Origin of the sequence: Enterobacter sp. MGH119 (genome assembly GCF_001037675.1) — a bacterium.
In the GTDB taxonomy this organism is placed as follows: domain Bacteria; phylum Pseudomonadota; class Gammaproteobacteria; order Enterobacterales; family Enterobacteriaceae; genus Enterobacter; species Enterobacter hormaechei_C.
Genome location: NZ_KQ089929.1, coordinates 1,827,530 through 1,847,851, shown reverse-complemented (window position 1 = coordinate 1,847,851; position 20,322 = coordinate 1,827,530). Strand labels below are relative to the sequence as shown.

20 protein-coding genes and 1 riboswitch are annotated in these 20,322 nt (G+C 58.7%); of the genes, 13 read left to right on the top strand and 7 right to left on the bottom strand.

Annotated features, from left to right (window positions below):
• Positions 1–118 precede the first annotated feature (118 nt).
• Both hutU and hutH read left to right on the top strand, forming a co-directional pair.
• Complete coding sequence (gene hutU, locus SK53_RS08790; protein WP_048209084.1) at positions 119–1,807, top strand: urocanate hydratase; 1,689 nt, start codon at positions 119–121, stop codon at positions 1,805–1,807.
• Entirely contained in the window at positions 1,804–3,324 is a 1,521-nt protein-coding gene (gene hutH, locus SK53_RS08785) for a histidine ammonia-lyase (RefSeq protein ID WP_032608890.1), read from the top strand. The genes hutU and hutH overlap by 4 nt, the downstream gene beginning before the upstream one ends.
• A 66-nt stretch (positions 3,325–3,390) precedes the next feature.
• Here hutH and SK53_RS08780 read toward each other — a convergent pair whose 3' ends face one another.
• Together SK53_RS08780 and bioA are read right to left on the bottom strand one after the other, a co-directional pair.
• A complete protein-coding gene (locus SK53_RS08780) occupies positions 3,391–3,867 on the bottom strand; it encodes a kinase inhibitor (RefSeq protein ID WP_003858531.1) in 477 nt (158 codons plus the stop codon).
• A 47-nt stretch (positions 3,868–3,914) separates the two neighbouring features.
• Entirely contained in the window at positions 3,915–5,222 is a 1,308-nt protein-coding gene (gene bioA / locus SK53_RS08775) for an adenosylmethionine--8-amino-7-oxononanoate transaminase (protein WP_048209082.1), read from the bottom strand.
• A gap of 68 nt (positions 5,223–5,290) precedes the next feature.
• Between bioA and bioB the strand changes: the two genes are divergently transcribed.
• From bioB to bioD, 4 genes are read left to right on the top strand one after another with little or no spacing between them, the layout of a single operon-like run.
• Entirely contained in the window at positions 5,291–6,331 is a 1,041-nt protein-coding gene (gene bioB / locus SK53_RS08770; protein WP_048209077.1) for a biotin synthase BioB, read from the top strand.
• Positions 6,328–7,485, top strand: a complete 1,158-nt coding sequence (gene bioF, locus SK53_RS08765) for an 8-amino-7-oxononanoate synthase (protein WP_048209076.1) — start codon at positions 6,328–6,330, stop codon at positions 7,483–7,485. The genes bioB and bioF overlap by 4 nt, the downstream gene beginning before the upstream one ends.
• On the top strand, positions 7,469–8,224 hold the full coding sequence (gene bioC / locus SK53_RS08760; RefSeq protein ID WP_032608895.1) for a malonyl-ACP O-methyltransferase BioC: 756 nt from the start codon (positions 7,469–7,471) through the stop codon (positions 8,222–8,224). Before bioF ends, bioC begins: the two co-directional genes overlap by 17 nt.
• Positions 8,217–8,918: a dethiobiotin synthase gene (gene bioD, locus SK53_RS08755; protein WP_003858523.1), complete on the top strand. Its 702-nt coding sequence runs from the start codon at positions 8,217–8,219 to the stop codon at positions 8,916–8,918. Before bioC ends, bioD begins: the two co-directional genes overlap by 8 nt.
• On the opposite strand, the gene SK53_RS08750 is transcribed toward bioD, so the two are convergent.
• Positions 8,881–9,603, bottom strand: coding sequence for an ABC transporter ATP-binding protein (locus SK53_RS08750; RefSeq protein ID WP_003858522.1), 723 nt, complete (start codon positions 9,601–9,603; stop codon positions 8,881–8,883). The genes bioD and SK53_RS08750 overlap by 38 nt on opposite strands.
• A gap of 749 nt (positions 9,604–10,352) precedes the next feature.
• Between SK53_RS08750 and uvrB the strand changes: the two genes are divergently transcribed.
• Complete coding sequence (gene uvrB, locus SK53_RS08745) at positions 10,353–12,368, top strand: excinuclease ABC subunit UvrB (RefSeq protein ID WP_003858519.1); 2,016 nt, start codon at positions 10,353–10,355, stop codon at positions 12,366–12,368.
• 79 nt (positions 12,369–12,447) lie between these two features.
• Here the strand turns inward: uvrB and yvcK are convergent, their stop codons facing one another.
• Positions 12,448–13,356: a uridine diphosphate-N-acetylglucosamine-binding protein YvcK gene (yvcK, locus tag SK53_RS08740; RefSeq protein WP_023299636.1), complete on the bottom strand. Its 909-nt coding sequence runs from the start codon at positions 13,354–13,356 to the stop codon at positions 12,448–12,450.
• Positions 13,357–13,582: 226 nt separating this feature from the next.
• A riboswitch (molybdenum cofactor riboswitch) is annotated at positions 13,583–13,716 on the top strand.
• Between yvcK and moaA the strand changes: the two genes are divergently transcribed.
• The 6 genes from moaA (at position 13,704) to SK53_RS08710 (ending at position 17,177) form a co-directional block, all read left to right on the top strand.
• Positions 13,704–14,693, top strand: a complete 990-nt coding sequence (moaA, locus tag SK53_RS08735; protein ID WP_003858516.1) for a GTP 3',8-cyclase MoaA — start codon at positions 13,704–13,706, stop codon at positions 14,691–14,693. (Overlaps the previous riboswitch by 13 nt.)
• A gap of 24 nt (positions 14,694–14,717) precedes the next feature.
• The gene (moaB, locus tag SK53_RS08730; RefSeq protein WP_003858514.1) at positions 14,718–15,230 is read left to right on the top strand and encodes a molybdenum cofactor biosynthesis protein B; all 513 of its coding nucleotides are present in this window, start codon (positions 14,718–14,720) and stop codon (positions 15,228–15,230) included.
• 3 nt (positions 15,231–15,233) lie between these two features.
• Positions 15,234–15,719, top strand: coding sequence for a cyclic pyranopterin monophosphate synthase MoaC (gene moaC / locus SK53_RS08725; RefSeq protein ID WP_003858511.1), 486 nt, complete (start codon positions 15,234–15,236; stop codon positions 15,717–15,719).
• On the top strand, positions 15,712–15,957 hold the full coding sequence (gene moaD, locus SK53_RS08720) for a molybdopterin synthase sulfur carrier subunit (protein WP_003858510.1): 246 nt from the start codon (positions 15,712–15,714) through the stop codon (positions 15,955–15,957). The genes moaC and moaD overlap by 8 nt, the downstream gene beginning before the upstream one ends.
• A gap of 1 nt (position 15,958) precedes the next feature.
• Complete coding sequence (gene moaE / locus SK53_RS08715; RefSeq protein WP_003858509.1) at positions 15,959–16,411, top strand: molybdopterin synthase catalytic subunit MoaE; 453 nt, start codon at positions 15,959–15,961, stop codon at positions 16,409–16,411.
• A 58-nt stretch (positions 16,412–16,469) separates the two neighbouring features.
• Positions 16,470–17,177, top strand: a complete 708-nt coding sequence (locus SK53_RS08710; protein ID WP_003858508.1) for a Bax inhibitor-1/YccA family protein — start codon at positions 16,470–16,472, stop codon at positions 17,175–17,177.
• A 94-nt stretch (positions 17,178–17,271) separates the two neighbouring features.
• Here SK53_RS08710 and SK53_RS08705 read toward each other — a convergent pair whose 3' ends face one another.
• The 3 genes from SK53_RS08705 to SK53_RS08695 are packed head-to-tail and all read right to left on the bottom strand — an operon-like array spanning position 17,272 to position 20,230.
• On the bottom strand, positions 17,272–18,234 hold the full coding sequence (locus SK53_RS08705; protein WP_003858505.1) for a lysylphosphatidylglycerol synthase domain-containing protein: 963 nt from the start codon (positions 18,232–18,234) through the stop codon (positions 17,272–17,274).
• Positions 18,234–19,472 (bottom strand): cardiolipin synthase ClsB, encoded by a 1,239-nt coding sequence (gene clsB / locus SK53_RS08700; protein WP_003858503.1) that lies wholly within the window; start codon positions 19,470–19,472, stop codon positions 18,234–18,236. Before clsB ends, SK53_RS08705 begins: the two co-directional genes overlap by 1 nt.
• A complete protein-coding gene (locus tag SK53_RS08695) occupies positions 19,469–20,230 on the bottom strand; it encodes an endonuclease/exonuclease/phosphatase family protein (RefSeq protein WP_023315668.1) in 762 nt (253 codons plus the stop codon). The genes clsB and SK53_RS08695 overlap by 4 nt, the downstream gene beginning before the upstream one ends.
• Positions 20,231–20,322 lie beyond the last annotated feature (92 nt).

The window sequence follows — 20,322 nt, the reverse complement described above, 5'->3', positions numbered from 1 at the left end:
GCGTGATCGCTAACGCAATATAGCAAAATTGTATCTTTTTTGTTAAATCCGACCTTGTGTGTGCTTGTCTATACAAGTATATCTAAATGCATCATCTGTCCCTTATGAGGAACACACAATGTCGTCAGATAAATACCGCAAGCAGGATGTCCGCGCCGCGCGCGGCACCACGCTCACCGCAAAAAGCTGGCTCACCGAAGCACCGCTGCGCATGTTGATGAACAACCTTGATCCTGAGGTAGCAGAAAATCCCCACGAGCTGGTGGTCTACGGCGGCATTGGCCGCGCCGCACGCTACTGGGCGTGCTATGACGCGATTGTCGAGTCTTTGACGAATCTCGAAAACGACGAAACGCTGCTGGTGCAATCCGGCAAACCGGTTGGCGTATTCAAAACCCATAAAAATGCGCCCCGCGTGCTGATTGCCAACTCCAACCTGGTGCCGCACTGGGCGACGTGGGAACACTTCAACGAGCTGGACGCAAAAGGGCTGGCCATGTACGGCCAGATGACCGCCGGTAGCTGGATCTACATCGGCAGCCAGGGGATTGTGCAGGGCACCTATGAAACCTTCGTGGAAGCGGGCCGTCAGCACTATAACGGCTCACTGAAAGGCCGCTGGGTGCTCACCGCCGGACTGGGCGGCATGGGCGGCGCGCAGCCGCTGGCCGCGACGCTGGCGGGCGCGTGCTCCCTGAACATTGAGTGCCAGCAGAGCCGCATCGATTTCCGTCTGCGTACCCGCTATGTCGATGAACAGGCCGACAACCTCGATGACGCGCTGGCGCGCATCAAAAAGTACACCGCTGAAGGCAAAGCCGTGTCGGTTGCCCTGTGCGGCAACGCGGCGGATATTCTGCCGGAACTGGTGGCGCGCGGCGTGCGTCCGGATCTGGTCACCGACCAGACCAGCGCTCACGATCCGCTCCACGGCTATCTGCCAAAAGGCTGGACGTGGGAAGACTACCAGCAAAAAGCGGAAACCGATCCTGAGGGCACGGTACTGGCGGCTAAACGCGCCATGGCGGAACACGTCTCCGCGATGCTGGCCTTCAGTAAGATGGGTATTCCGACCTTTGATTACGGGAATAACATCCGCCAGATGGCGAAAGAAATGGGGGTGAATAACGCCTTTGAATTCCCCGGCTTCGTGCCCGCCTATATCCGTCCTCTGTTCTGCCGCGGCATCGGGCCGTTCCGCTGGGTTGCCCTGTCCGGCGATCCGGAGGATATCTACAAAACCGATGCCAGAGTGAAAGAGATTGTCGCCGATGACGAACACCTGCATCGCTGGCTGGATATGGCGCGCGAGCGCATTAACTTCCAGGGCCTGCCGGCGCGTATCTGCTGGGTCGGGCTGGAGTGGCGGCAAAAACTCGGCCTCGCCTTTAACGAAATGGTGCGCAGCGGCGAAGTCTCCGCGCCGATCGTCATTGGCCGCGACCACCTGGACTCCGGCTCTGTCGCCAGTCCGAACCGTGAAACCGAAGCCATGCGCGACGGCTCGGATGCGGTCTCCGACTGGCCGCTGCTGAATGCCCTGCTGAACACCGCCAGCGGCGCGACCTGGGTGTCGCTGCACCACGGCGGCGGCGTCGGGATGGGCTTCTCCCAGCACTCCGGGATGGTCATCGTCTGTGACGGAACTGATGAAGCGGCCGCGCGTATCGCTCGCGTGCTGCACAACGACCCGGCAACCGGCGTGATGCGTCACGCGGATGCGGGTTACGAGATTGCCATTGATTGTGCCAAAGAGCAGGGGCTGAACCTGCCGATGATCCCCGCCACACAAGGAAAGCCTGCATGAACGCGTTAACACTTACTCCCGGCTCGCTGACGCTCAAACAGCTGCGTCACGTCTGGCGTCAGCCGGTGACACTCTCCCTTGATGAAAGCGCCCACCGTGCCATTAACGACAGCGTGGCCTGCGTGGAGGCGATTGTGGCGGAGGGGCGCACCGCCTACGGCATTAATACCGGGTTTGGCCTGCTGGCGCAGACCCGCATCGCCACGCACGATCTGGAGAATTTACAGCGTTCGCTGGTGCTGTCGCACGCGGCGGGGGTTGGCCAGCCGCTGGACGATGAGATCGTCCGCCTGATGATGGTGTTGAAAATCAACAGCTTGGCGCGTGGGTTTTCCGGCATTCGTCTGAGCGTGATCCAGGCGCTGATGGCGCTGGTCAATGCGGAAGTTTATCCGTGGATCCCGGCGAAGGGCTCCGTCGGCGCCTCCGGCGATCTGGCGCCGCTGGCGCATATGTCACTGCTCCTGCTGGGTGAAGGCCAGGCGCGCTGGCAGGGCGAGTGGCTGTCTGCGAAAGAGGCGCTGAAAAAAGCCGGGTTAACGCCGATTACCCTCGCGGCAAAAGAGGGGCTGGCGCTGCTCAACGGCACGCAGGCCTCGACCGCTTTCGCGCTGCGCGGCCTGTTTGAAGCGGAAGATCTGTTCGCCTCCGCGGTGGTGTGCGGTGCGCTGACCACCGAGGCGGTGCTCGGCTCGCGTCGTCCGTTCGACGCGCGTATTCACGAGGTGCGCGGCCAGCGCGGTCAGATTGATGCCGCTGCCATGTACCGCCACGTACTTACTGATACCAGCGACATTGCCGATTCGCATCACAACTGCGAGAAGGTGCAGGATCCGTATTCCCTGCGCTGCCAGCCGCAGGTGATGGGCGCATGCCTGACGCAGCTGCGCCAGGCGGCAGAAGTGCTGCTGGTGGAGGCCAATGCGGTGTCCGATAACCCGCTGGTGTTTGCCCAGGAAAACGAGGTGGTTTCTGGCGGCAACTTCCACGCCGAGCCGGTGGCGATGGCGGCAGATAATATCGCGCTGGCGATTGCCGAAATCGGGGCGCTGTCTGAGCGTCGAATCGCGCTGATGATGGATAAGCACATGTCCCAGCTGCCACCATTCCTGGTGCGTAACGGCGGCGTGAACTCGGGCTTTATGATCGCCCAGGTCACCGCCGCGGCACTGGCAAGCGAGAACAAGGCGCTGTCGCACCCGCACAGCGTGGACAGCCTGCCAACCTCAGCCAACCAGGAAGATCACGTGTCGATGGCCCCGGCTGCCGGGCGTCGTCTGTGGGAGATGGCCTCTAACACCCGCGGCGTGCTGGCGGTGGAGTGGCTGGCGGCGTGTCAGGGTATTGATTTGCGCGAAGGGCTAACATCCAGCCCGCTGCTGGAGCAGGCGCGTCATACGCTGCGCGAGCACGTTACGCACTACGATGACGACCGCTTCTTTGCGCCGGATATTGATAAGGCGATGCAGCTTCTGGAAGAAGGGCGGCTGGTGGGGTTATTGCCTTCCGTGCTGTGATTTTTACCCTCACCCTAACCCTCTCCCTGTGGGAGAGGGCCGGGGTGAGGGCATCAGCCCGCACGATTACGAATACATCGCCGTAATCGACGCGCTACCCAGCGAATGGAAATGCACGTTAAAGCCTACCATCGCGCCGCTCGCCCCTTCGTCGACCTCAATCTTGTCTACATCCAGCGCGTGCACGGTGAAGATATAGCGGTGCGTTTCCCCTTTTGGCGGCGCCGCGCCGCCGTAGCCCGCTTTGCCAAAGTCAGTGCGCGTCTGAATCGCACCGTCAGGCAGAGCAACCAGATCGGAACCGGAGCCCTGCGGTAATACGCGCGTGTCGGCGGGCAGGTTTGCCACGATCCAGTGCCACCAGCCCGACCCGGTTGGCGCATCCGGATCGTAGCAGGTCACAACAAAACTTTTGGTTCCCGCTGGCACATCGTCCCACGCCAGATGGGGAGAGATATTATCCCCCTGATAACCCATCCCGTTAAACACGTGACGTTCCGGCAGCTTTTCGCCGTCGCGCAAATCTTTACTGATGATTTTCATCCGATTTCCCACGTTACTCACTCATTCAGAAAGTGTAACGCATGGGGTTAAATCGCGAAATGCGCTGAAGTGTTAACGGCTTCAACCACTGCCCCGGTCAGCTTGCGGAGCTGATCCGCAGAAATGCTGTACGGCGGCATGAGGTAAATCAGCTTACCGAAAGGTCGCACCCACACGCCCTGGGCAACGAAGAAGCGCTGCAACGCGGCCATGTTCACCGGATGCGTTGTCTCGATTACCCCGATGGCGCCCAGTACGCGGACGTCCGCGACGTATTCCGCTTCCGCCGCCGCGCTTAACTGCTGCTTCAGCTGCGCCTCAATCGCCGCCACCTGCGTCTGCCACGCGCCGCTCTCCAGAATGGCGAGGCTTTCGCTTGCCACGGCGCAGGCCAGCGGGTTGCCCATAAACGTCGGGCCGTGCATAAAGCAGCCCGCGTCGCCGTCGCTGATGGTGTCGGCAACCTGGCGCGTGGTAAGCGTGGCGGAGAGCGTCATGGTGCCGCCGGTGAGCGCTTTCCCCAGGCACAGAATATCCGGCGCGATCCCCGCATGCTCGCAGGCAAACAGCTTCCCGGTACGGCCAAAGCCGGTGGCGATCTCATCGGCAATCAGCAAAATTCCTTCGCGGTCGCACATCTTCCGAATGCGCTTCAGCCACTCGGGGTGATAGATCCGCATTCCGCCCGCGCCCTGCACAATCGGTTCGAGAATAACGGCGGCAATCTCGTGGCGATGGGCCGCCATCAGCCGCGCGAAGCCCACCATGTCCATCTCGTCCCATTCGCCGTCGAAGCGGCTCTGCGGGGCTGGCGCAAACAGGTTTTCCGGCAGGTAGCCTTTCCACAGGCTGTGCATGGAGTTGTCCGGATCGCACACCGACATCGCCCCGAAGGTGTCGCCGTGATAGCCGTTGCGGAAGGTGAGGAACCGCTGGCGCGTTTCGCCCTTCGCATGCCAGTACTGCAACGCCATTTTCATCGCTACTTCCACGGCCACCGAGCCGGAGTCGGCCAGGAAAACACACTCCAGCGATTCAGGCGTCATCGCTACCAGGCGACGGCATAAATCCACCGCGGGCTGGTGCGTGATCCCGCCAAACATCACGTGTGACATCTGGTCAATCTGCGCTTTCATCGCCGCGTTCAGACGCGGGTGGTTGTAGCCATGGATCGCCGCCCACCAGGAGGACATCCCGTCAACAAGCCGCTCGCCGCTGGCGAGATGCAGCTCGCAGCCGTGGGCAGAGGCTACCGGATAGACGGGAAGGGGGCGGGTCGTGGAGGTGTAAGGGTGCCAGATATGCTGCTTGTCGAAGGCGAGATCGTCCTGGGTCATAATCGACTTGTAAACCATTTTGAAAAGTTTTAGGTTTACAAGTATAAACCGAACCGACAATTAACAAAACCCTTTGGAGAAGCCCGATGGCTCACCACGCACGCTGGACGATGTCGCAAGTCACTGAATTATTCAATAAACCTTTCCTGGAGCTGATGTTTGAGGCGCAACAGGTGCACCGCCAGCACTTCGATCCGCGTCATGTTCAGGTCAGCACGCTGCTGTCGATCAAAACCGGGGCTTGCCCGGAAGACTGCAAATATTGCCCGCAAAGCGCGCGCTATAAAACCGGTCTCGAATCCGAGCGCCTGATGGAAGTCGAGCAAGTGCTCGACTCCGCGCGCAAGGCCAAAAACGCTGGCTCGACCCGCTTCTGCATGGGCGCGGCGTGGAAAAATCCGCATGACCGCGACATGCCCTATCTGGAGCAGATGGTGAAGGGGGTGAAGGAGATGGGGCTTGAAGCCTGCATGACCCTGGGTACGCTGAACGAAGAGCAGGCGCAGCGTCTCTCGGCGGCGGGGCTGGATTACTACAACCACAACCTTGATACCTCGCCGGAGTTCTACGGCAACATCATCACCACGCGTACCTATCAGGAGCGTCTGGACACGCTGGATAAAGTGCGTGATGCGGGGATCAAGGTCTGTTCCGGCGGGATCGTGGGACTGGGCGAGACGGTAAAAGATCGTGCCGGCCTGCTGTTACAGCTGGCAAACCTGCCGACCCCGCCGGAAAGCGTGCCCATCAACATGCTGGTGAAGGTAAAAGGCACGCCGCTGGCGGATAACGAGGACGTGGATGCCTTCGATTTCATCCGCACCATCGCGGTGGCGCGCATCATGATGCCGACCTCTTACGTTCGCCTCTCTGCCGGTCGCGAGCAGATGAGCGAGCAGACCCAGGCGATGTGCTTCATGGCCGGGGCCAACTCCATCTTCTACGGCTGCAAACTGCTGACCACGCCAAACCCGGAAGAGGACAAAGATGTCCAGCTGTTCCGCAAGCTGGGGCTGAACACACACCAGACCGGGGTACAGGCGGGGGATAACGAGCAACAGCAGCAGCTGGAGCAGCAGATTTTTAACGCCGACACCGACCAGTTCTACAACGCGGCAGCCGTATGACCTGGCAGGCACGTATCAGGACCGCGCTCGACGAGCGGCGGGCGGCGGATGCGTTTCGGGTGCGCAGGGTAGTGGAAAACGGTGCAGGCCGTTTTCTCACCCGGGAAGGAGAGCGGTTCTGTAATTTCTCCAGCAACGATTATCTGGGACTGAGCCAGCACCCGCAGATCGTTCGCGCCTGGCAGCAGGGCGCGGATCGTTACGGCGTGGGCAGCGGTGGCTCCGGGCACGTCAGCGGCTACACCACGGCGCATCAGGCGCTGGAGGAAGAGCTGGCCGACTGGCTGGGCTACCCGCGGGCGCTGCTGTTTATCTCCGGTTTTGCCGCGAATCAGGCGGTGATTGCCGCCCTGATGGGCAAAGACGACCGCATCATCGCGGACCGCCTGAGCCACGCGTCTCTGCTTGAAGCGGCCAGTCTCAGCCCGGCGCAGCTGCGGCGTTTTGCCCATAACGATGCCTCTCAGTTGAACGTCCTGCTGGGTAAACCCTGTTCAGGGCTTCAGCTGGCGGTGACGGAAGGGGTATTCAGCATGGACGGCGACAGCGCGCCCCTTGCCACCTTGCATGACGTCGCAAAACAGCAGAACGCCTGGCTGCTGGTCGACGATGCCCACGGCATTGGCGTCACCGGCGAGGAGGGGCGCGGAAGCGCGCACCAGCAACGCGTCAGGCCGGAACTGCTGGTGGTCACCTTCGGCAAAGGCTTCGGCGTCAGCGGCGCCGCGGTGTTGTGCAGCGAGCCGGTGGCCGATTACCTGGTGCAGTTCGCCCGTCACCTGATCTACAGCACCAGCATGCCCCCGGCGCAGGCCGTGGCGCTCTCTGCGTCGCTTGCGGTGATCCGCGGCGAAGACGGCGCTGAACGCCGAGCGCGCCTGGCCGACCATATTCAGCGTTTTCGCCGGGGGATAAGCGAGCTGTCTTACCGGCTTACCGACTCGCACAGCGCCATTCAGCCCGTGATTGTGGGTGAAAACCATCGGGCGCTGATGGTGGCACAGGCGCTACGAGAACGCGGGCAGTGGGTCACGGCGATCCGCCCACCCACCGTGCCACCAGGCACCGCGCGCTTGCGTCTGACGCTCACGGCAGCGCATGAGCCGCAGGATATCGATACGCTTCTGGAGGCACTGTATGTCTCTCGTCAATAAACAGGCCGTTGCCGCCGCGTTTGGCCGGGCAGCGCAAAGCTATTCACAGCACGATGAGCTGCAACGCCTGAGCGCCCGCGGGCTGCTGGCCGCGCTCGGTGACGGGCGTTTTGCGCAGGTGCTCGACGCAGGCTGCGGGCCAGGCGGCAATAGCCGTTACTGGCGCGCAACAGGTAGCCACGTCACGGCGCTGGATTTATCCGCGCAGATGCTGGATGAAGCCCGCCAGCAGCAGTCAGCAGACCGTTATCTGGTGGCCGATATCGAGGCCATCCCGCTGGAGGATGCGCTGTTTGACCTCGTCTGGAGCCATCTGGCGGTGCAGTGGTGCGCCAGCCTGCCGCAGGCCCTACGCGAGTTATACCGCGTGGCGCGGCCCGGCGGAGCGGTGGCCTTTACCACCCTGCTGGAAAGTTCGTTGCCGGAGCTGAATCAGGCGTGGAGGGCAGTGGATGCACAGCCTCATGCCAACCGGTTTCTCTCGCACGAACAGGTCACTCAGGCGCTGGCAGGCTGGCGCTATCGCAGCGTGGTCCAGACCGTCACCCTCGAATTTAGCGATGCGTTAAGCGCCATGCGATCGCTTAAGGGCATAGGCGCGACGCACCTGCACGCCGGACGGGAGAAGAAACCCCTTACCCGCGGACAACTCCAGCGTCTCGAGCTGGCCTGGCCGCAGGAGCGGGGCCGGTTCCCGCTCTCTTATCATCTTTTTCATGGGATTATTGAACGTGACTGAACGTTATTTTGTTACCGGCACGGACACTGAAGTCGGTAAAACGGTTGCCAGCGCCGCGCTGTTGCAGGCGGCGCGTCTGCTGGGGAAAACAACTGCCGGGTATAAGCCCGTAGCCTCCGGCAGCGAGATGACGCCGGAAGGCTTACGCAATACCGATGCGCTGGCGCTACAGCGTAATAGCAGCCTTGCGCTGGCCTATTCTGCGGTGAACCCCTATACCTTTGCTGAACCCACCTCGCCGCACATCGTCAGCGCCGATGAAGATCGTCCGATTGATTTTTCGGTGCTCTCTTCCGGGTTACGCGACCTGGAAACGCAGGCCGACTGGGTGCTGGTGGAGGGGGCTGGCGGCTGGTTTACCCCGCTGTCCGACGAGCAGACATTTGCTGACTGGGTGCAGGCCGAGCAGCTTCCTGTCATTCTGGTGGTCGGCGTGAAGCTTGGCTGTATCAATCACGCCATGCTGACCGCTCAGGCCGTGCAGCAGGCCGGGTTGCGTCTGGCAGGGTGGATTGCCAATGACGTGGTTGCGCCGGGTAAACGTCATGCTGAGTATCTGGCGACGCTGAAGCGGGGGCTGCCTGCGCCGTTTCTCGGCGAGATCCCGTGGCTTGCCGACGGCGCAGAGCAGGCGGAAACCGGACGCTATCTTGACCTTAGCGCCTTATGTCCCGCGCCATCCAGTGCGCAATAAGGTCGTCATCCAGCTCGTTAACGTGGCCCTGTGCCACGTTACGCCCGCGATAGAGCATGCAGAAACGATCCGCTACCCGGCGGATAAACGACAGCTGTTGCTCAGCTAACAGCACCGTCATTCCCAGCTCCCGATTCAGCCGCACCAGCAGCTGCCCCAGCCTGCGCGCGAAACCGTGCCCTGCGCCATGCATGGGCTCATCCAGAATCAACACGCGCGGGCGATTAACCAGCGCACTGGCGAGGGCCAGCTGATACTGGTCGTCAGGGGACAGCGAAGAGGCACGGCTCTGTCGCAGCGGATAGAGCTCCGGAAACAGGGCATACACGTCACTTTTTGATGTCGGGTCAGGTTTCCCTGTCGCCCGCATAGCGATATGCAGATTTTCATCGACGGTCAGCTGGGAAAATATCCGCCGATCCTGCGGGACGTAGCCTATCGTCGGCGGCGCCGTGAATGCTGACGCAGGGCTGAGCAAATTACGCGGCGGCGCGCCAGCCTCATGCCAGATGATGGTGCCGCTCTCAACGGGCACCTTTCCGGTAATGCAGTTCATGAGCGTGGATTTACCCATGCCAGGCAGGCCAACAATGCCCGTACAGATGCCTTGCGGGAAATCGATATTCACGTTCCATAGCGTATGTTGGCTTCCGTAAAACTGATTTACAGCACGCAGACTCAACATCTTTCTCTCCTTAAAAATGTGTGGGGGTGATGCACAGAGTGATGTCTGCAAAACGCCTGCCAGGAACTTCATAATGATTAAAAAAAGGCCATTTTTAGGAATAACTCACTATCAAAAGCAGTACGTTTATACGAAATGCACATTCCCGGTGCCGCGTATGTCGAATCGTGGTGCAGGAGAAATGACAGAATTGTGATTAAGATCTCGCCAGTTGCTTATGAAAAAATGAACGTTTTTCAGGCAAAAAAGAGTGATAAAAATTTTTTACTGCCGCTTCGTGGGAAAAACCGGGAATTTGCTGAAGTGCATGCTGTACGGGCTGGAGGCAGTTATCCACTATTCCTGTGGATAACCTTGTGCATTAGAGTTAGAAAACACGCGATAAGCGAGAGAATACGCGGGTTACGACCAAATTGATGGGAAACGCGGCTTAATAAATTAGTCTTTATTTTTTAACGAATTAGATAAAAGCAATTCCCTCAACGCCAGCGACACCTGTTGCCATAAAACTTTCATAACCGCCCTTGACAAATGTTAAAAAAGTAATAGTTCTGGGGATAACCCCCTGAGGCTGGTGTTTTATTTTGTCACAGTCGAAATTTGGCTCGCGAACGCTCTAATCCTCTCTGCGCTACGCTAAATATCCTGACACGCCACTGGTTTTTCATCCAGTGTTTTTTACTGGCAATCCTGGCCACAACGAGTAAAATTACTCACCTGCCGCTTATTCTGTCATCAGGTCGTCGCCCATGAGTAAACCGTTTAAACTGAATTCTGCTTTCCGTCCTTCCGGGGATCAGCCCGAGGCTATTCGTCGCCTGGAAGAGGGGCTGGAGGACGGGCTGGCGCACCAGACTCTGCTGGGGGTTACCGGTTCGGGCAAAACCTTCACCATTGCCAACGTCATTGCCGATCTCCAGCGTCCGACGATGGTCCTCGCGCCGAACAAAACGCTGGCGGCGCAGCTGTATGGTGAGATGAAAGAGTTCTTCCCGGAAAACGCGGTGGAGTATTTCGTCTCCTACTACGACTACTACCAGCCGGAAGCCTACGTTCCCAGCTCCGACACGTTTATCGAGAAAGATGCCTCGGTGAACGAACATATCGAGCAGATGCGTTTGTCGGCGACCAAGGCGCTGCTGGAGCGTCGTGATGTGGTGGTGGTGGCCTCGGTGTCGGCGATCTACGGCCTGGGCGATCCGGATCTCTATCTCAAGATGATGCTGCACCTGACGCAGGGGATGATCATCGATCAGCGGGCGATTTTGCGCCGTCTGGCGGAGTTGCAGTACACCCGTAACGATCAGGCGTTCCAGCGCGGGACCTTCCGCGTGCGCGGCGAGGTGATTGATATCTTCCCGGCGGAATCGGACGACATGGCGCTGCGCGTGGAGCTGTTCGACGAAGAGGTTGAACGCCTGTCGCTGTTCGATCCGTTGACCGGTCACGTCGAGTCGGTGATCCAGCGCTTCACCATCTACCCGAAAACGCACTACGTGACGCCACGCGAGCGTATCGTGCAGGCGATGGAAGAGATCAAAATTGAGCTGGCGGACCGCCGCAAGGTGCTGCTGGCGAACAATAAGCTGCTGGAAGAGCAACGCCTGAGCCAGCGTACCCAGTTCGATCTGGAGATGATGAACGAGCTGGGCTACTGCTCCGGCATCGAAAACTACTCGCGCTACCTATCCGGGCGCGGGCCGGGCGAAGCGCCGCCGACGCTGTTTGACTACCTTCCGGCGGACGGCCTGCTGGTGATCGACGAATCACACGTTACGATCCCCCAGATCGGCGGGATGTACCGCGGTGACCGCGCGCGTAAAGAGACGCTGGTGGAGTACGGGTTCCGACTGCCGTCAGCGCTGGACAACCGTCCGATGAAGTTTGAAGAATTTGAGGCGCTTGCTCCGCAGACCATCTACGTATCGGCGACGCCGGGCAACTACGAGCTGGAAAAATCCGGTGATGACGTGGTGGACCAGGTGGTGCGTCCGACCGGGCTGCTGGATCCGATTATCGAGGTGCGTCCGGTGGCGACGCAGGTGGACGATCTGCTCTCGGAAATACGTGCCCGTTCCGCCATCAACGAGCGCGTGCTGGTTACCACGCTCACCAAACGTATGGCGGAAGATTTGACGGAGTATCTGGAAGAACACGGCGAGAAGGTGCGGTATCTGCACTCGGATATCGATACCGTGGAGCGTATGGAGATCATCCGCGATCTGCGTCTGGGCGAGTTCGACGTGCTGGTAGGAATTAACCTTCTGCGAGAAGGTCTGGATATGCCGGAGGTGTCGCTGGTGGCGATTCTGGACGCGGACAAAGAGGGCTTCCTGCGTTCCGAGCGCTCGCTGATCCAGACCATTGGCCGCGCCGCGCGTAACGTCAACGGGAAGGCGATCCTGTACGGGGATAAAATCACCCCGTCGATGGCCAAAGCGATTGGCGAAACGGAACGTCGTCGCGAGAAGCAGCAGCGCTATAACGAAGAGCACGGCATCACGCCGCAGGGGCTGAACAAGAAGGTGGTGGATATCCTGGCGCTGGGTCAGAACATTGCGAAGACCAAAGCGAAAGGCCGCGGCAAGGCCCGTTCAGTGGTGGAAGAGGATACCGTCGCGCTGACGCCGAAAGCGTTGCAGCAGAAGATCCACGAGCTGGAAGGGCAGATGATGCAGCATGCGCAGAACCTGGAGTTCGAAGAGGCTGCGCAAATCCGCGATCAGCTGCATCAGCTGCGGGATCTGTTTATTGCGGCATCGTGAATTTTTTGCCCGGTGGCGTTTTCTCCCTCTCCCTGTGGGAGAGGGCCGGGGTGTGGGCATCAGGCCGCACAAAACGAACCTAACCTAATGCCTGAATCGCCTTCTCCAGCGCCTCGCGTAGCAGATGGCGGTCGTGGCGATATTTAATATCGCTGGCTTCCAGCGGCTCCTGTACCACCACGCGATCGCCAATCCCTGATACATCCACTTTCGGTCCGACCACGACACCATCGATAATTTTCTTACCAACGTACTGTTCCATCAGGTCCAGCTTATCCGCCAGCGACAGGCTTGCCGCCGCCGGGCTGAGTTCGCGGCCTAAATTACCGATATAGACCATGGGCGCAGGCGTTCTGCGCAGCGCCTGCGCCAGCTCTTTCACCAGCAGGATCGGCATCAGGCTGGTGTAAAAACTTCCCGGCCCAATCAGGATCAGATCGGCCTCGCCAATCGCTTCTACCGCTTCACGCGTTGCGGGTACGCTGGGGTAGGTCATCAGCTCTTTTGGCGGCAGAAGAAGCTGGTCGATATTCACTTCACCATACACTTCGTGATCGTCAGCATCGATCGCCATCAAATCTACCGGCTGTTCGGACATTGGGATCAGGAACGCATCCACTTTTAGCAGGTTACGAATTAAATTGATCGCTTCCAGAGGGCGCACGCTCAGGTGATCCAGCGCCTTTAACATCAGATTTCCAAGGTTATGGCCTGAAAGTTCGCCATTCCCGCCAAAACGGTACTCAAACATCGCCGAGGCCACGCTTGGCTCAGTGATGAGCTGGTTGAGGCAGTTGCGCATGTCGCCCCAGGCTATCCCGCCTTCAGCACGTCGGATCCGCCCGGTTGAGCCGCCGTTGTCCGTTGTTGTCACGATGCCCGTCAGGCGTGAGCCCAGTGACGATAACGACGACATAACCCGTCCCAGCCCGTGACCTCCGCCAAGAGCGACCACGCGGTCCAGATCCGCAAAAGTGCGATTGCGCATACCTATTCCTTATCCTGTTAAGCTTGCGTCACAGTAACGCAACTACTCCTAAAAGACGATGCCTCTCACAATCCATAATGACGTATATCAATGCGAAAGCGCTGTTTTTGCGTATTCTGTAGTGAAAATGCACGATAACATCGTTATGTATAAATTTATATAGCGAAAAGCGACAATGGCGAAGTGGCGATTTCCACGCTACTATCGCCATAACCACGTTTTCAAAACTGAAAACATACACTCTAGCCCTGGCGCCTGTGTCGAGAGATATGGCGCCCTGGCCGTGGCGGATTTGCCACCAGGGTACAGAAAGAAATGACTGTGCCTCCCGATCTGGAAAGGTGTACATGGCTTCACAACTTACTGATGCTTTCGCGCGTAAGTTTTACTACTTGCGTCTGTCGATTACCGATGTGTGCAACTTCCGTTGCACCTACTGCCTGCCCGATGGCTACAAGCCGGGCAGCGTCACCAATAATGGCTTTCTCTCCGTGGATGAAGTACGCCGCGTTACGCGTGCGTTCTCGGAACTCGGCACGGAAAAAGTGCGTCTTACCGGGGGAGAGCCCTCCCTGCGTCGTGATTTCCCTGACATTATTGCCGCCGTGCGTGAAAACGAACGTATCCGCCAGATCGCGGTGACCACCAACGGTTACCGCATGGCGCGTGACGTGGCGTACTGGCGCGATGCGGGGCTGACGGCGATCAACGTCAGCGTGGACAGCCTTGATGCCCGGCAGTTTCACGCCATTACCGGTCAGGACAAGTTCCGCCAGGTGATGGACGGCATCGATGCGGCGTTTACCGCCGGGTTCGAAAAAGTCAAAGTCAACACGGTGCTGATGCGCGACGTAAACCACCATCAGTTGGACACCTTCCTGGCGTGGATTAAATCCCGTCCCATTCAACTGCGTTTTATCGAGCTGATGGAAACGGGCGAGGGCAGCGAGCTGTTCCGCCGTCACCATATTTCCGGCATGGTGTTGCGCGACGAGCTGCTGAAACGCGGCTGGATCCATCAGATCCGCCAGCGCAGCGATGGCCCGGCGCAGGTTTTTTGTCATCCGGATTATGAAGGCGAAATCGGCCTGATCATGCCCTATGAAAAAGACTTCTGTGCCAGCTGCAACCGCCTGCGTGTCTCCTCCGTTGGCAAGCTCCATCTTTGCCTGTTCGGGGATGGCGGCGTCGATCTGCGCGATTTGCTGGAAGATGACGCTCAACAGGACGCGCTTGAAGCACGCATTTCCGAGGCGCTGACGCACAAAAAGCAGACCCATTTCCTGCATCAGGGCAACACCGGCATTACTCAGAACCTGTCCTATATCGGCGGGTAATCAGGCTTTAGAAGGAACCAGAAGATGAGTCAAGTAAGCGCGGAATTTATCCCGACACGCATTGCTATTCTTACCGTTTCCGAACGTCGTGGTGAAGAGGATGATACCTCCGGCCACTGGCTGCGCGAGGCGGCACACGAAGCCGGACACCAGATTGTTGATAAAGCGATCGTCAAAGAAAACCGTTACGCCATTCGCGCTCAGGTCTCACAGTGGATTGCGAACGATGACGTCCAGGTGGTGCTGATCACTGGCGGCACCGGCTTTACCGCAGGCGACCAGGCGCCGGAAGCGCTGCTCCCGCTGTTCGATCGCGAAGTGGAAGGCTTCGGCGAAGTGTTCCGCATGCTCTCGTTTGAAGAGATTGGTACCTCTACGCTTCAGTCCCGTGCTGTCGCGGGGGTGGCGAACAAGACGCTGATCTTCGCCATGCCGGGGTCGACCAAAGCCTGCCGCACCGCGTGGGAAAACATTATTGCCCCGCAGCTGGATGCTCGTACCCGTCCGTGTAACTTCCATCCCCATTTAAAGAAATAAGCTATGTCACAACTGACCCACATAAACGCCGCTGGCGAAGCGCATATGGTGGATGTCTCCGCCAAAGCCGAAACGGTGCGCGAGGCGCGTGCTGAAGCGTTCATCACCATGCTGCCGGAGACGCTGGCGATGATTATCGACGGCAGCCATCACAAGGGTGATGTGTTTGCCACCGCCCGTATCGCTGGTATTCAGGCCGCTAAACGTACCTGGGACCTCATTCCGCTCTGCCATCCGCTGATGCTCAGCAAAGTGGAGGTAAATTTGCAGGCGCAGCCGGCGCATAATCGCGTGCGTATCGAGTCCTTGTGCCGCTTAACCGGGAAAACCGGCGTGGAGATGGAGGCGTTGACGGCGGCCTCCGTGGCGGCGCTGACCATCTACGACATGTGTAAAGCGGTGCAGAAAGATATGGTGATTGGCCCGGTGCGTCTGTTGGCAAAAAGCGGCGGCAAATCCGGCGATTTTAAGGTAGAAAGCCATGATTAAGGTGCTTTTTTTTGCCCAGGTCCGTGAGCTGGTCAATACCGACAGCCTGACGCTGGACGGCTCTTTCGAAAACGTCGCCGCCCTGCGCGCGCATCTGGCGGCGCAAGGCGACCGTTGGGCGCTGGCGCTGGATGAAGGCAAACTGCTGGCCGCCGTGAATCAGACGCTGGTGGAGTTGACCCACCCGCTGGCCGATGGGGACGAAGTGGCCTTCTTCCCGCCGGTAACAGGGGGTTAAGATGACGGAAACCCGAATTCTGGTCGGCCCTGAGCGCTTTAGCGTCGGTACCGAATACAGCTGGCTGGCAGAGCGCGATGAAGACGGCGCGGTCGTGACGTTTACCGGAAAAGTGCGTAACCACAACCTCGGCGACAGCGTAAAAGCGCTGACGCTGGAGCACTATCCGGGGATGACCGAAAAATCACTGGCGGCCATTGTCGAAGAGGCGCGAGGCCGCTGGCCGCTGGGACGCGTTACGGTTATCCATCGCATCGGCGAAATGTGGCCCGGCGAAGAGATTGTGTTTGTCGGCGTCACCAGCGCCCATCGCGGGAGTGCGTTTGCGGCGGGGGAGTTCATCATGGATTATCTTAAAACCAAAGCGCCGTTCTGGAAACGTGAAGCGACGCCGGAAGGTGAGCGCTGGGTGGAATCACGCGACAGCGATAAGCATGCCGCCAGCCGTTGGTAACAGGTTTACGTGGATGTGTTAGTCTTAACATGTGTGTTTACTTAATCAGGAGTGAATCATGGACCGATTTCCGCGTTCCGATTCGATAGTTCAGCAGACCCGTAGCGGGCTGCAAACCTACATGGCTCAGGTATATGGCTGGATGACGGTTGGCCTGCTGCTTACCGCGTTTATCGCGTGGTATGCGGCAAACACGCCTGAACTGATGATGTTTATCTTCTCCAGCAAAATCACCTTCTTTGGGCTGATTATTGCGCAACTGGCGCTGGTATTTGTGCTCTCCGGGCTGGTGCACAAGCTCAGCTCGGGTATGGCGACCACGCTGTTTATGCTCTATTCGGCGCTGACCGGGCTGACGCTTTCCAGTATTTTCATCGTTTACACCTACTCCTCCATCGCCAGCACCTTTGTGGTGACCGGCGGGATGTTCGGTGTGATGAGCCTGTACGGTTACACCACCAAACGTGACCTGAGCGGCTTCGGCAACATGCTGTTTATGGGGCTGATTGGGATTGTGCTGGCGTCGCTGGTGAACCTGTGGCTGAAAAGTGACGCGCTGATGTGGGCGGTGACCTATATCGGGGTGGTGATCTTCGTGGGCTTAACCGCCTACGACACCCAGAAGCTGAAAAACATCGGTGAACAAATTGATGTTCGTGACAGTTCAAACCTGCGCAAATACTCGATTCTGGGCGCGTTGACGCTTTATCTGGACTTCATCAACCTGTTCCTGATGCTGCTGCGTATCTTCGGCAACCGTCGTTAGTGAGGGTGGCGCTGTCTGATGCCCTCACCCTGACCCTCTCCCACAGGGAGAGGGAACAAACCCTAAAAACGGCAACGAAGTTGCCGTTTTGCTTTTATTTTGCCATCGCCTTCTCGTTCTTCGCGCGCAGCTTCTTCGCCCGACTCTCCAGCACCAGATAACAGACCGTTGCCAGCGCCAGCGGCAGGAAGTAGTAGATCATGCGGTACGCGAGCAGGGCGGCGATAATCGTCCCGTGAGACACATGCTCCCCCGCAAGCAGCGCGATAAACACCGCTTCCAGTACGCCAATACCCGCCGGAATATGCACAATCACCCCGGCAATACTGCTTACCAGCAACACGCCCAGCACGAAGAAGTAATTCACATCTTCGCCAATTAACAGCCAGATAATAGCCCCCATCGCCATCCAGTTGGCGCTGGAAACCACCATTTGCAGGACGGCAAACTTCCATGACGGCAGCACCAGCTTCTGGCCTTTAATGGTCATGTGACGACGTTTGGCAAAGGCGCAGGCCCACAGGTAGGCCGCGATGATCAGCAGCAGTACGATGCCCAGAATGCGCAGAGTGGCCTCATCGATGTACCAGTGCGCAGGCAGCTGCACCACGCCGATGGTGAAAATCACCCCGCCCAGCAGAATATACCCCAGCCAGTTGGTGGTTATGCTTAAGGAGAAAATACGCGTAATGGTGCCGCCCGGTAAGCCAAGGCGGGAGTACAGGCGATAGCGCATACCAATCCCGCCCACCCAGGTGCTCAGCGTCAGGTTAAAGGCGTAGCAGATGAATGACACCAGCATAACCTGCCGTTTGGCAAGCTTATGCCCGCAGTAGGCGCGTCCCAGCAGGTCATAGCAGCCGTACATCAGGTAGCTCACAATCACCAGCCCAACGGCACCCAGCAGGACTGTCCGGTTGTAGTTGCGAATAACTTTCCACACCTCTTCCCAGTCCACCTTCTGGGCATACACCACCAGCAGGACCGCGACGGCAATAAAGAACAGCCAGGTCAGGATTTTTTTCGCCAGCCGCCAGCGAGGATGAGATTTCGACATCAGGTTTTCCCTCCATCTTCCGCCTCTACGCGGTCCTGGGTTTCCATTTCGGGTTGCACAGGCGGATCCACCAGCGCCAGTTTCGGCGTATGCGCGGGCAGCCAGCCCACCATGGCCGGGAAGTGGCGCAGGAAGTGGAACACCACCACGCCGATGCCCACGTTCCACCAGCTCCGTTTCGGCACCATGGACTCATCCACACGCACGCAGTCTTTATTAATAAGACCCTGAAGGTTATCGCGCAGGGTGTGATTAAACTGGCGATCGTGGATGATGAGGTTCGCTTCCAGATTCAGCGATAAGCTCAGCGGATCGAGGTTGCTGGAGCCGACGGTCGCCCAGTGGTCATCCATCACGGCGACTTTGCCGTGCAGCGGGCGGCGGCGATATTCATAGATCTGCACGCCGCTTTTGACCAGATAGCGATAGAGCAGACGCGCGCCCACCTTCACAATCGGCATATCGGGCTCACCCTGCACGATAAGCTTCACGCTCACGCCGCGTCGGGCCGCGTTGCGCATGGCATGCAAAATCCGGTAACCGGGGAAGAAATAGGCGTTGGCGATAATCACCTCGCGCTTCGCGTTCGCCAGCATCTTCAGGTAATGACGCTCGATATCGTCCCGATGCTCCTCGTTATCACGCCAGACGAACAGGGCCTGCGCCTCGCCGGGCTTGCGGTTCTCCTCCGGGCGGTGACGGCGTCGCCACCAGCGGCGGACGGCCTCCTTGCCGGGTAAGTTTTCCAGCACGAACAGCTGGATGTCCTGCACTACCGGCCCTTCGATACGGATCGCGTAGTCCTGTTTCGCTTCGGGACCGTAATCCGACATATGCTCGGCGGAGTAGTTAATGCCGCCCACGAAGGCCACCGTTTCATCCACCACCACAATTTTGCGGTGCATACGGCGGAACAGGTTGGTGCGCATGCCGAACAGACGCGGGCCGGGATCGTAATAGCGGAACACCACCCCTGCGGCGGTGAGCTCGTTAACAAATTCGTCGCTGAGATCCGGCGAACCATATCCGTCGAGCAGGACCTCGATTTTTATACCGCGACGAGCGGCATGCAGCAGTGCGCTATGCAACTGCCTGCCCACGTCATCTTCAAACCAGATAAACGTTTCCAGAAAGACTTTCTGCTGTGCGTGGCTAATCGCCTCAAAAACCGCCGGATAATAGTTATCGCCATTTTCCAGCAGCGTAATACGGTTACCTTCCTGCCATGTGCATTTCATAAGTGGATCTCCGCGCTGAGTGGGGCATGGTCGGAGAGATGTCGCCAGTTGAGCAAGGCCAGCGCCGTCGGGCTACTGGCGTGGGCATTTTTTACGTAGATGCGGTCAAGGCGCAGCAGGGGGAAGCGCACCGGAAACGTTCGCGCGGGACGACCGCGTGCGCGGGTAAAAATCTCCTCCAGCCCCGCATTCACCTTCAGCGGATGGTTGGCACGCTGTCGCCAGTCGTTGAAATCACCGGCCACCACCACGGGCTCGCCCTCCGGCAGCGCATTTGTCCAGTCTGCCAGCATCTGTAGCTGGGCCTGACGGTGGGCTTCACGCAGGCCAAGATGAACACAGCCTACATGAATGGGAAAATCGAGCTCTGGGGGGGTGATACGACAGTATAACAGCCCGCGTTTTTCACTCTCGCCAACGGAGACGTCCCGGTTCTCATAATGCTCGATAGGAAAACGCGACAGCACCGCGTTACCGTGATGCCCCTCCGGGTAGACCGCATTGCGCCCGTAGGCGTAATCGCTCCACATGGTATCCGCCAGAAACTCGTAGTGGGGCGTGTCGGGCCAGTTTTCGAAATGCATCGGGTGCACTTCATGCGCGCCCATGACCTCCTGGAGGCAGACAATATCGGCGCTGACGGTGCGCACCGCGTCGCGCAGCTCCGGTAAAATGAAGCGGCGGTTAAATGCTGTGAAGCCCTTATGAATGTTTATCGTCAGCACCTTAAGCGAGAAATGCTGCGTTTTTTTGCTCATAAACACCTTCCTGGGTGACTATCCCGATGAAAATAAAGTGTAGTAGGCGTCACAAAAAGATGCGGCGTTACGGAATTTTCCGTAAAGTGCGG